General features: G+C 58.5%; 11 protein-coding genes. All 11 read right to left on the bottom strand.

The features are described from left to right. Window positions 1–3: 3 nt before the first annotated feature. The 11 genes from CGLAMM_RS08810 to CGLAMM_RS08760 all read right to left on the bottom strand — a co-directional run bounded on the left by CGLAMM_RS08810 (window position 4) and on the right by CGLAMM_RS08760 (window position 12,408). On the bottom strand, window positions 4–654 hold the full coding sequence (locus CGLAMM_RS08810) for a hypothetical protein (protein ID WP_394818541.1): 651 nt from the start codon (window positions 652–654) through the stop codon (window positions 4–6). A 3-nt stretch (window positions 655–657) separates the two neighbouring features. Further along, complete coding sequence (leuS, locus tag CGLAMM_RS08805) at window positions 658–3,255, bottom strand: leucine--tRNA ligase (protein WP_394818542.1); 2,598 nt, start codon at window positions 3,253–3,255, stop codon at window positions 658–660. Between the two features lie 71 nt (window positions 3,256–3,326). After that, window positions 3,327–3,854, bottom strand: a complete 528-nt coding sequence (locus CGLAMM_RS08800; RefSeq protein ID WP_394818543.1) for a DUF3576 domain-containing protein — start codon at window positions 3,852–3,854, stop codon at window positions 3,327–3,329. 111 nt (window positions 3,855–3,965) lie between these two features. Beyond that, on the bottom strand, window positions 3,966–6,080 hold the full coding sequence (locus tag CGLAMM_RS08795) for an AfsR/SARP family transcriptional regulator (RefSeq protein WP_394818544.1): 2,115 nt from the start codon (window positions 6,078–6,080) through the stop codon (window positions 3,966–3,968). Between the two features lie 1,254 nt (window positions 6,081–7,334). After that, window positions 7,335–8,216, bottom strand: coding sequence for a HoxN/HupN/NixA family nickel/cobalt transporter (locus CGLAMM_RS08790; protein WP_418115609.1), 882 nt, complete (start codon window positions 8,214–8,216; stop codon window positions 7,335–7,337). A gap of 17 nt (window positions 8,217–8,233) precedes the next feature. Next, on the bottom strand, window positions 8,234–8,872 hold the full coding sequence (gene ureG, locus CGLAMM_RS08785; protein ID WP_394818546.1) for an urease accessory protein UreG: 639 nt from the start codon (window positions 8,870–8,872) through the stop codon (window positions 8,234–8,236). Beyond that, entirely contained in the window at window positions 8,872–9,564 is a 693-nt protein-coding gene (locus tag CGLAMM_RS08780; protein WP_394818547.1) for an urease accessory protein UreF, read from the bottom strand. The genes ureG and CGLAMM_RS08780 overlap by 1 nt, the downstream gene beginning before the upstream one ends. A gap of 37 nt (window positions 9,565–9,601) precedes the next feature. Next, window positions 9,602–10,072: an urease accessory protein UreE gene (locus CGLAMM_RS08775; RefSeq protein ID WP_394818548.1), complete on the bottom strand. Its 471-nt coding sequence runs from the start codon at window positions 10,070–10,072 to the stop codon at window positions 9,602–9,604. After that, on the bottom strand, window positions 10,072–11,778 hold the full coding sequence (gene ureC, locus CGLAMM_RS08770) for an urease subunit alpha (protein ID WP_394818549.1): 1,707 nt from the start codon (window positions 11,776–11,778) through the stop codon (window positions 10,072–10,074). The genes CGLAMM_RS08775 and ureC overlap by 1 nt, the downstream gene beginning before the upstream one ends. Further along, window positions 11,775–12,122, bottom strand: coding sequence for an urease subunit beta (locus CGLAMM_RS08765; protein WP_394818550.1), 348 nt, complete (start codon window positions 12,120–12,122; stop codon window positions 11,775–11,777). The genes ureC and CGLAMM_RS08765 overlap by 4 nt, the downstream gene beginning before the upstream one ends. Next, window positions 12,106–12,408, bottom strand: coding sequence for an urease subunit gamma (locus tag CGLAMM_RS08760; RefSeq protein ID WP_394818551.1), 303 nt, complete (start codon window positions 12,406–12,408; stop codon window positions 12,106–12,108). The genes CGLAMM_RS08765 and CGLAMM_RS08760 overlap by 17 nt, the downstream gene beginning before the upstream one ends. Window position 12,409 lies beyond the last annotated feature (1 nt).

Genomic DNA, 12,409 nt, shown 5'->3' with positions numbered 1-12,409 from the left:
GTCTCACTCATCATCAATACCGATATCCGTCCGGCCTGTTGCCGCCGCCGGGAAGCCATCCGGCCCCGCTTTCTGCATCGGCTGGCCATTGCGTGACGGCATGGCGTTCGGATCAAAATATTCCGGCACGACAGGTTTATTTTTCTGGGCGGGCGTGACGTGAGACGTAAACCACGCGGCCAGCTGCTCCGAAATCTGCCCGGCGAGGTTTTTGGAAATGCGGGCGTCCAAAGCTTCCATATTCAATGACTGCGCGAAATATTGCTGGAAGGTCGTCGTGTAGCCGTCGAGAAGCGAGGCATCCCCTTCCGCCAGGAGCTGCGGCTGATCCGCCACAGTGTAAAGGCGCCAATGTGCTGAGGCATTGGCGCGCATACGACCCGACGTGTTGTCCTTATGGATATCGACCGCATCAATTCCGACATTGCGACTAACGCTCAGCGTGTATTTCTGCGGGATCGCCCCATCGTCGGAACCGAGATCCTCCTGCAAAGCCAGCCGGAGCAACTGACCGCCACGATTACTGATACGATCCACGAAAATCTGCGACATCTCGCTGCGCGCCGACTGTTTGGTCGCACCCCCCTCACCGTAAAGCGGGCGAAACCCGCATGAGGCAAGAAGCAAAGCCGAAAGGATCGCAAATTTTTTCATATTTCAGGCCGATACGACAAAATTGACGATGCGTCGGGGCACGTAGATGCGCTTGCGGATGGTTTTACCCTTCAAAGCGCGTGCAACATTAGGCTCTGACATCGCGGCTGAGAAGACGGTCTCCTCATCGGCATCGACAGAAATATCGATCGTGCCGCGCAGCTTGCCACCCACCTGAACGCCCAAAGTCACATGGCTGACGGTCAGGAGCGCTTCCTCCGCGACCGGCCATGACTGACTGACCACCAGACCGGCCTCAGGTGCGAGGCGATGCATCAGCGTTTCCGCCAGATGGGGCATCATCGGCGCGATCAGCAAGGCCAGCGTCCGGCCGGCCTCACGCCGTGCCGCCGCCATGCCGGCTTCATGGCTTTTTTCCGCATCCGCAAGGGCGGAAGTCAGCTCATAAATACGTGCAATGGCGACATTCGGGGTAAAGCCCTCCATGGCCTGGGTCACGGCGGCGATGGTGCGATGCGTCACCTGCCGCAAGGCGCGGCCACCCGGGGCATGAGACGCATCCGGCGCGTCATTCTCGGCAATATGCGTGATTAATCGGTGCAATTTCTGGATGAAACGATGGGAGGCCGCAATGCCCGCCTCAGTCCACTCAATATCACGTTCGGGCGGGCTGTCGGAGAGCACGAACCAGCGCGCCGTATCCGCCCCGTAACGCGCGATGATCTCCGTCGGGGAGACCGTATTCCGCTTGGATTTGGACATCTTCTCCGAGCGGCCGATCGTGACCGGCGCGCCATTATCCCTGCGCACAACCCGGTTACCCTCCCGTCGCACATCCTCGGGTGAAAGCCAGCCGGACGCGTCGCGATAACTTTCATGCGTGATCATCCCCTGCGTGAAGAGCCCTTTGAAAGGCTCACTCACATCGAGATGTCCCGTCACCTTCATCGCCCGCGTGAAGAAGCGTGCATAAAGCAGATGCAGGATGGCATGTTCAATCCCGCCAATATAACGATCGACCGGCAGCCAGCGCTCAGCCGCTTCCCGATCAACCGGCGCGACGGAGTGAGGCGACGCATAACGCGCGAAATACCAGGAGCTATCAACGAACGTGTCGAAAGTATCCGTTTCCCGCGTCGCAGCCTCGCCGCATTGGGGGCAGGTCACGTGCTTCCAGCTTGGATGGTGATCCAGCGGATTGCCGGATATGTCGAAAGAAACATCCTCCGGCAATGTCACCGGTAATTGCGCGTCCGGCACCGGCACGGCACCGCACGTGGCGCAATGGATGATCGGGATCGGGCAGCCCCAGTAACGCTGGCGGGACACGCCCCAATCCCGTAGGCGCCAACTGGCGGACGCGACACCAGCGCCCATATCCTCCAACGCGGTGATCGCCCTTTTTTTGCCCGTTTCTGTATCGAGCCCATCAAGGAAACCCGAATTATAAAGCGTACCGTCACCGACATAAGCCTTGTCTTCAATGACGAAGCTTTCAGGCGATTCACCCGGTGGCAGAATGACGGAGCGCACGGGCAGGTGATATTTCCGTGCAAAATCGAGGTCACGCTGATCCCCGCAGGGGCAGCCGAAAACAGCGCCCGTACCGTAATCCATCAGCACAAAATTGGCGATCCACACAGGTGAGATCTCATGCGGCGCAAATGGATTGACGACCCGCAAACCTGTATCGACGCCGCGCTTCTCCGCGCTCTCGATCGATTCTTCCCGCGTGCCCAGCCTTGCACATTCCTCCGCGAAGAGGCGCACCGCCTCATTATGTGGCGCCAGTCGCGCCACGAGGGGGTGATCCGCGGCGATGGCGACAAATCCCATGCCGAATAACGTGTCAGGCCGGGTTGTGTAGACCTCGATCGCATCTGCCGTGGCATCAAACCCTTCCGGCGGGTGATGCAGCGGGAAAGTGATACGCGCGCCTTCTGAAAATCCGATCCAGCGTGCCTGCATGGCCCGCACACGCGCGGGCCAGTCCTCAAGCTCCGCCAACCCGTCGAGCAGTTCCTCGGCAAAATCGGTGATTTTGAGGAACCATTGCGCGAGATGACGCCGCTCAACCAACGCGCCGGAGCGCCATCCGCGCCCGTCCACCACCTGCTCATTCGCCAGCACGGTTTGATCGACCGGGTCCCAATTGACAGCGGATTCACGTCGCTCAACGAGGCCGGCCCGGAACATGTCGAGAAATAATTTCTGTTGATGCCCGAAATAAGATGGCAGGCACGTCGTGACCTCCCGCGACCAGTCAAGGGAGAAGCCCAGACGTTGCAATGTCGTGCGCATTTTGGCGATGTTGCTGAGTGTCCATTCCCGCGGGTGCACGCCGTGCTCCCGCGCTGCATTCTCCGCCGGCAGGCCGAAAGCATCCCACCCCATTGGATGCATCACCTGAAAGCCACGCGCCCTTTTATAGCGCGCCACGACATCCCCCAGCGCGTAATTGCGCACATGCCCCATATGGAGCTGGCCTGAGGGGTAGGGAAACATTTCGAGCACATAGTAAGTCGACGCGTCAGAATCCGGCACATCCCCGACTGAGAAAGCGCCGATTTCCTCCCAGGCTTTCTGCCATTTCAGCTCCGTCGTTTCAAAATCCAGGATGGTGTTTTCTGCGGTCGTCATGGGAGGTCGGTATTCTTTTCGTCAATTCACGTGTGTCGGGCTGTCAGATGCACTCTCGGGCCGGGCAGCGTCTAGTCCCCGCCCTTATTCTCGGCCCGTAACTCACGCGCGCGGTTAAGAATTCGGGTCGTGATATCGGAGACCGTGTTGGAAGAAACAGGGCTATCGACCCATTGCCCGCCCTGCCTCTCCTGCCGGAAGACGGCAACACGCAGGGAATCTGAGCGCAGGCGGCGGCTCATGACATAAGCAGCGATTTTAAACCGCTCATCCGGGCTGGTTGGGGGCGTATACCAGTCCGTCAGGATAATACCCCCGACGGCATCGGCGGAGGAAAATGGCATGAATGACAGCGTATCCAGCGCGCCGCGCCACAGATAGACATTGACGCCGTCTTTCAGTTGATCATCTCCCCCCGACGCACCGCGATCGACCGTCATAAGGTGATTTTTCGGCTTTGCAAGGCCGCTCGGGTCCCGGTCGGAGCCACAGCCTGCAAGCAGGGAAAACAGGAGCGCGCCCGCAAAAACATTCAGGCGCAGAATGTGGTGATGATGGCGGGACCAGTGGTCTGGCTTCGGGCGCGCGGATGCGATCATGTTACCTCTGAGCTGAAACGATTATGCGCGGCCCGGTGGGCGCGCAAGGTGGTTGGGTCCGAGTCTTTTCTATCCTGTGGTTCAGCTAAAGCCAAGCTTTGACACGGCGTCTTAACGCGGCAGGTCGGAAAGGGTCAGCATCTGACGCACCCATTCATAAATCATGGGGGGCAGGTAGCTCAAGCGCGCGAGGATGCCCGTCACGGTGGCGTCCGGCGCAAGACGTAGGAGGCGCTTGCCCGCCACGGCGGCGTCAACCGTCGCGCGACGCTGGATCAGCCCCATCAGATAGACGAGAAGCCCGGCTTCAGACCTGGGATAGAGGCAGATATAAGCGGTGCAGGCCTGGTGTGCTTCGGCATGTTCACCACAGGCATGCAACACCATGGCGCCGATCGGCTCCAGCAATGCCAGGGCCGCGGAGGCCATTTTGCGGGCGCTGAATTCCCTGATCTCATTCAAGGCCCGCACGCGATCCCCGTCCAGAAGGGCGTTGATCGCATTGAAGCAGTTTATGGAGGGCGACACATATTTGAAGGAGCGCCCCGCACTTTCCGAATAAAGTGCGCGTGCCTGTTCATATTGTCCCGGAAAGACAAGGCGCGCATAGAGCATGAGATTGATGCTGAGCGGATTATATCTCAGATAGGAACTGATACGATCAAGCGCGTGGGAGAGCGCCCTGCACTCTTCCTCTTCGATCGGATGCCATCGTGTGAAATACCGCACCAGCCCGACCAGCGCTTTGACGTAAAGCACAATGATGTTTTCACTGTCTTTCGCTTCAGCACGTCGGACAAGCTCATTCAGTTCCTCCGAACGCGCGGAGTCACAATGTGTCAGCAGGCAGGCGGCCCGCGCGGCGAGACGCGTGGCGCTCAATTCAGCGATCGGGCGGTTCAGGGCGCGCTGCCCTTCCCAGATCATCAACGCCCATTGCAGTGACCAGGCGATATGCCGGTTGAAGGCATTTCGTTCCGCCTCCTCCTGCGGAAGGTTCAGGCGGTCCGCCCAGATGACATAATCATCGTCTTTGCAGCTGATCAGGCGGATGGTCACCCAGTTCCGGTCAACGCCGCGCTGGGACGCCTCCCGCGGTTCTCCGGAATGAACGATGCTGACAACGCGGAAATCAATGGCCTGATGCGCCGCCTGAAAGAAGGGACTGGCGGATGACGCGCTTTTCTGCCCGGGACGGAAAACCACTTGCAGCGTATCAAGCCGCACGAGTTCAACCTCGAGCTGCTCTGCCAGGGCGAAAGCCGTGGGTGTCAGATGAACTTCCGACGGGGCTGAAAAAGCTTCGACAGCGACGCGTCCCAGTGTGCGGGGGACGTTGCCTGACACGACCGGATGTCGATGCGGGGCGGGCTTGCTTCTGATGGTCGGTGTCTCATTCGCTACCACCTCACGCGACGCGACCTCCGTCTCCTTGAACAGATTTTGACTTTCCGAAAATCCGAACTCGGCTGTTTCCGATGCCGCATGAGCCTGTATCTCACGGATCAATCGCATGGTTTCCGGCCCGGGCAATGCGCCCAGGCGGTAATTGAAAAGATCCATGATCTCTGCGCAGGTACGTGAGGCCTTGCCCATCTCACCTTTGGTGACATAGGCCTGAAGGCGTCCACGCCAGCCCAATTCGTTCATGGTGTCGCGCTGTAAGAGTCCTTCCGCATAGGCAAGCATGGCTTCCGGGTCTTCAACCTGCGCCAGGGCCTGACTGTAAAGAGACAGGACGTGACGATCGAGGCGTTTGCGCTGCGCCGCCAGCCAGTTGTCAAAAGCCGGGTCAATGGCGTTAAGTTCGGTCAGCAGCCCCTCACTGGGTGACGGGACAAGCTGAAGCGCCTCAATACCGCCATGCAGGATTTTCTCGACATCCACCCAGGTCAGGAAAGGCTTGAGTGTCAGGGCCTGACGCTGAACCTCGACAATATCAGCGCCTAACGGATTCAATGCGACAAGGAGGCGATGGATTTCCTGCCGGAGGGAAGCGCGCGCCAGGTCATCCGCCCTGTTGCTCCAGAGCAGGTCCGCAATGGTTTTGCGCATAACGGGTTTGCGGTCGGAAAGCGCCAGAATAGCTAACAGACCCCGCGTCTTGCCACCCACCGGAAGCACACTCAGTCCGCCGGATGTCTCTGCCCCCATCGTTCCGAGAAGGCGGATCCGGAGGAGGCTTCCCTCCGAAGTTCCAAAGCTTCTCGAAGGCAGATTATACATGACTCGGACCCCGTCTTACCTGGACTGTACCGGTGCGGCGAAGGTCGCCATTTTGTGACACAATCATACCTATTCGTACTGCAACAAACACACCCGCCGCAAAACGGTGCTCATGACATGCTTATACTTTCTTAACTTCCTTATAAACCCGGAAGCCAAACGGGCGACTCCGTGCGACTCGGCGCGTTGGCTTGCAGCCCTCTGTCTGAAGACGCGTGAATAATGGCGTATTATTTGCCGCTTGTTTCATATCGGGAAATAACCTAATCATCGGGCGGATGATGTCCGCGTAGCTCAGCAGGATAGAGCACAGGATTCCTAAGTAATTGGGCGCTAGAGGGGGAAACCTCTCCTGCGGATCCGCTCAAATTCGGGGAAAGCTCTGGCCATCGAAGGCCGTGCCAATCCCGAGCCAAGCGCACTGCATCATGCAGGCGAAGGTGTAGAGACTGAACGGGCGGGGCCTAACATTTCCTCAGGAAATCAAGGCCAAGAGACAGTCCAGACCACGAACGGCGTCAGAGCCGGCAGTGAAAGCTGAAGTGGTATGAATCCTGGGGCCGTGGGTTCGAATCCCGCCGCGGACACCATAATTACATCTTCATCATTTAAATCATTGGATGTTGTGCATTAATGCGGCAGCAGCAAGGCCCTTCAGCCCCAACAGGGCGCATCGGGCTCAAATCGGGCTTAAGTCAAACCAGTTGAATTGGAAAACGCGGGAAGTAAACCCGCATCTAACGATGTAAAACCGACGACGCGAGGATTGTCGCTTCAGTCAATCAAACGGTCATGCCATGCGCGCGGAAAATAATTGCCTTTTTAAGGGTTGCAAATGCCGAAATCGGCAGGCTCGAGAGGAAGACCAGCTGAAAGACTGAAAGTTATCCACTAAAAATCTCAACGCCCGCAGATCGCCGCTTCGGCGGCATTTTTGATGGAAGAACGGAGATATTTGAGATGCGGTTATCCTCCCGATGACCGGGGAAAATCCGCTTTAAAACGCCGTTTTTCCCGCGCCTCAATGGGAGAAGATCGAAACGGAACGACGCATCCCCGCGGCCCGTCTGCGGGTCGATCCTCGTGGCAGTTCACAAACACGCCGATGGCCGAAGGGCCTTCCTGCACTGACAAGTGAAGGCAAAGCCGCGCGCGCACGGCGTGGGTAAATCATCCTCTCAGCGCGAGGACCTGGCGCACCGGCTCAACATGACGGGGTCGGTGCTCTTTCAAAAACCTTTGACGGTGTCGCGTCTATAAGTGCGACCCGATCCGCATTTTCACACTCAAATCGAGGCGTCGCCTCATGAGGAAGTAGAGCAGAACGTACGCCACGATAATGGCCCCTCCCATCTGCGTAACATGCGCGTCGATCCAACCCGTCAATTTTGCAATGACGGGATGGTTGGACGCCCCCCAGGCGAGGAGTTCCTGCCCCCCGATAAAGAGGGCGATGGCAGCGGAAACTAGTGTGACGAGGCGACGGTAGGTGACACGTTGCGCAGGGCGGCTCCAGAGCTTCACCATCAGAAACGAATCAATCCCGTCGACCAGCATCATCCCCGCCGCGAAAATGACAGGGATCAACACGACCGCGAAGACTGAAGCGCGCTGCGCCGCCGTCAAGGCCATAAGGCCGATTTCACTCGCCGTATCGAAGCCGAGGCCGAACAGGAAGCCCACCACGACCATATGACCGGGTGAGGTCACCCGCGACATCAACCACCCCCATCCTTTCCGCGTCTGCATGGGCCTCAAAGGGTGGAAGAGACTGGCAAGGTTGGCACCACCGATGAAAAGAAGAAACATGGCGGAAAAGAGTGCACTGAAACGATTACCGATCAAAGGCGGCCCGTCTTCCAGGACATGGGATGAGGCATACCACGCGGCGATGCAGGTCGCTGTCAGGACGACAGCGGAATGACCGATTGAGAAATACAGCCCGACACGCTGCGCCGGACGGCCGCGCGACATCATCTGCCGTGATACGGCATCGATCGCGGCGATATGATCGACATCAAGTGCGTGCCTCAGCCCGAGCGTCCAGGCCAGCAGGATGACGGCATAAGGGATGCCGGGCGTCAGCGCAGCCAAAACCCACAGGCCGATATTCAGCAGGAGAAGGTTGATCACCATATTTGCTTCACCTTCCTTCAGGCTGCGACTTTCAATCCGCCTTTCTGCATGATGAAAGTCGCAATCTCCGTCACACCTTCATTATCGCGCAGATTGGTGAAGAGAAAAGGTCGATCCCGCCTCATGAGCCGACTGTCACGCGCCATGACGTTAAGATCTGCGCCCACATAGGAGGCAAGATCCGTCTTATTGATGATGAGAAGGTCGCTGCGCGTAATGCCCGGGCCGCCTTTGCGCGGGATTTTGTCACCTGCCGAAACGTCAATGACATAGAGTGTAAGGTCAACAAGCTCCGGGCTGAAGGTGGCGGCAAGATTATCGCCGCCGCTTTCAATCAGGATGATGTCGAGCTGTTGAAATTTTTCCGTCAACGTTTCAATCCCGGCGAGATTGATGCTGGCATCCTCCCGGATGGCCGTATGCGGGCAGCCGCCCGTCTCGATACCCAGGATGCGATCCGCCGGCAGGGACCCGGCGCGGATCAGAAATTCAGCATCTTCCCGCGTGTAAATGTCGTTGGTGATGACCGCAACTTCGTATTGGTCTCGGAAAAACAGGCATAATCTGTGCATGAGCGCTGTTTTGCCAGAGCCAACCGGCCCGCCGATCCCGATATGAAGAGGCCGGGAATGATCGGGTTTTTTCTGATGTTTCATCACGTTCTGAACAGCCTTGTTTTTTGCGTTTCATGCAGCATCGCGGCCAGGTCGGACGCGAAACATATGCTGCCGACATCATTGAGAGTTACATTCTGCATCCTCGCGATCGTCCGCACAATCTCGTCTTCCAGCGCCGCCAGAACGCGCAGCGCCTCTGTCTGACCCAGCGGGATCAGCCGCGCGCAGGCAGAGATCACCGCCGACACGGCACAATGAGCATAAGCGAGTTGCGTTATCTGTTCATCGAAACCATGTTGGCGGCACGTCAGTCCGAAAGCGACCGGCAAAGGGCATTGCGGCGGGGGTGACAACCGGCGCGTCTCCGTTTGGGGCGCCTCAATATCAGGCCAGTTATAGACAGCGCGCAGAAAGGCTTTGCCCTGCTGCAATGTCTCCTCCCATCTCTCCCGCGATGAGGCTTGCGCCAGCGTATGGGCCGCGGCGGAACGGGCCGCGTCATCATCCTCGGCGCGCCACGCCGTCAGCACCGCCGCAAGATCAACGCGGAAGGAACCATGGTGGAGGAGGTCCCGCACCCAGAGAGTCAGCGTTTCAGCATCCCGGATGTCACCCTTTTCAACGGCCCATTCTGTCCCGTGACTGTAAGCGAAACTCCCGATCGGCAAAGCGGGTGACACCCAGTTCAGCAGCCGCAACAGACGCACGGAGTCCAGTTCATGCTGTTTCATCAAGGTCTGATCACGGGTCAACTAGCGCGGAGATGCGTCATGCAGGGTGATGGTGATGATGGTTTGCGGGGCCGGGCGCGGCGTAAGCGCCATTTTCCGGATCAAAACCGCGATGCACGTGCGTCAGGTGTCCGCCAAGCCCCTCTATCATCTTCTCAATCACCGGGTCCTGCCGGATCGTGATGCGATCATGATGGATCATTGCACCGATATGTCGGTTACCCACATGCCACGCCAATTTGAGGAGGGCATCCATGGAATCGGCGCGGATTTCGACGAGAGGCTCGGCTTCCGCCACGATCAGGACAATCCGGCCATCCGTCAGAGCGAGCCCGTCCCCGTCACGCATGAGAGTCGGCGTGTCAAGATCAAGTAGAACCTCCGACCCATCTGCCAGCGTCAGGACCATGCGCCGCCTGAACCGGCCTTCATAATCGGCGCGATAAGATGTCGCAGCCCGCGCCGCGTCCCAACGCCCCGCGGGGAGGATTTTCGTGCCACGTATCATCAGTAGAGAAAGTACCTTTGCGCCATGGGCAGGGCCATTGCCGGTTCACAGGTCAGGAGCACACCGTCGGCCCGCACTTCGTAACTTTCCGCATCCACCTCAATATGCGGCGTGGCGTTATTACGCACCATATCCGCCTTGCTGATACCGCCGCGCACATTGCTGACCGGCAGGATAAGGCGTTTGAGATCAAGCGCGTGTTTGATGTCCTCCTCCACCGCCGCCTGAGAAACAAAAGTGATGCAGGTTTCAGAGACGGCGCGTCCCAGCCCGCCGAACATCGGTTTCGGCATGATGGGAGACGTGGTGGGGATGGAGGCGTTTGCGTCACCCATCTGCGCCATGACAATCATGCCGCCTTTAACCACGATAGACGGCTTCACCCCGAAAAATCCGGGCTCCCAAAGGACGAGATCCCCTAATTTACCGCTGGCGATTGAGCCGACTTCCCGCGCGAGACCGTGGGTGATGGCGGGGTTGATGGTATATTTCGCGATATATCTTTTGACCCGCTCATTGTCTGCCGCGCCATCCCCCTTCAGTGCGCCGCGCTGCGCCTTCATTTTATGCGCAGTCTGCCAGGTGCGGATGATGACTCCGCCCACGCGCCCCATGGCCTGACTGTCAGAAGACATCATGGAGAGCGCGCCCATATCGTGCAATATATCCTCGGCGGCGATGGTCTCCTTACGGATCCGACTTTCCGCAAAGGCCATGTCCTCGGCGGAACATTTATCAAGGTGATGGCAGACCATCAGCATATCGAGATGTTCTTCCAGCGTATTGACCGTATAAGGGCGCGTCGGGTTGGTGGAGGAAGGCAGGACATTTTTAAGTCCTGCGAGTTTGATGATATCCGGCGCGTGCCCGCCCCCGGCCCCCTCCGTATGGAAAGCATGGATCGTCCTTCCCCCGATCGCCGAAATCGTGTCATCGACATAACCACTTTCATTCAGCGTGTCGGAATGCAGCATAACCTGCACATCCATCCTGTCAGCAACGGAAAGACAAGTATCGATCGTGCGTAAGGTGGTGCCCCAATCCTCATGCAGTTTGAGCGCACACGCCCCGGCCCGCACCATTTCCTCCAAAGCTGAAGGCCGCGACGCATTTCCCTTCCCGGCGAACCCGACATTCACAGGCAAATTCTCAGCAGCCTGCAACATGCGATGGATGTTCCACGGGCCGGGCGTGCAGGTCGTGGCGGCTGTGCCGGTTGCCGGGCCTGTGCCGCCGCCCAGCAAGGTTGTCATCCCCGCGGCCAAAGCTTCGTCAATCTGCTGGGGGCATATGAAGTGAATGTGCGTATCCACACCCCCCGCTGTCACGATTTTACCTTCCCCGGCGATGATCTCAGTGCAGGGACCGATAATGACATCCACAGCCGGTTGCGTATCCGGGTTACCGGCCTTGCCGATCCCGCAGATGCGTCCGGCCCGCAACCCGATATCCGCTTTGACGATCCCCCAATGATCGATAATCAGCGCGTTGGTGATGACCGTATCACACGCCCCCTCCTCCGCGCTGAGCTGGGATTGCGCCATTCCATCGCGGATCGCCTTGCCGCCGCCAAATTTGACCTCCTCACCGTAAAGGGTGAAGTCCCGCTCAACCTCCACCAGGAGGTTGGTATCGGCAAGGCGGACGCGGTCACCTGTTGTCGGGCCGAAGCTTCTGACGTAATCCCATCGTCGCATGGATGTCATGGGTCAAGTTTCCCCATCACCGCCCCTTGAAAACCAATCACGACGCGCAGGCCGCGAAAAGGTACCAGCATGACATCGCGCGCCTGGCCCGGTTCAAACCGCACGGCCGCGCCGGAGGGGATATTGAGACGCATGCCGCGCGCCGCAGCACGGTCGAAAAGAAGCGCCTGATTGACCTCGGCAAAATGATAGTGGCTGCCGACCTGAATGGGCCTGTCCCCTGCATTGCGCACGCGCAAAACGCAACGCGGCACGCCGACATTGATCGGGACATCCGCATCGGCACAGATGATTTCACCAGGAACGACCTGATTGAGGAAATCCCGGTCATCGAATGGGGTCATGGACCGTCACCAGTTTTGTGCCATCGGGAAACGTCGCCTCAACCTGCACCTCCGCGATAAGTTGCGGCACGCCGGACATGACCTGGCCCCGCGTCAGAACGGTCGCGGCAGATTCCATCAATCCTGCAACACTCTGTCCGTCACGGGCGCCTTCAATAATGTGATCCGTCAACAAGGCGACGGCCTCCGGGTGATTCAGTTTCACCCCGCGACTCAACCGGTTACGCGCCACCATCGCCGCGAGAGAGATGAGGAGTTTTTCTTTTTCCCGTGGTGTCAGCCGCATG

The sequence above is a fragment of the Sorlinia euscelidii genome, assembly GCF_036452135.1.
In the GTDB taxonomy this organism is placed as follows: Bacteria; Pseudomonadota; Alphaproteobacteria; order Acetobacterales; family Acetobacteraceae; genus Sorlinia; species Sorlinia euscelidii.
The sequence above is the reverse complement of the archived record's forward strand: the minus strand, read 5'-3'. Positions and strand labels throughout refer to the sequence as shown.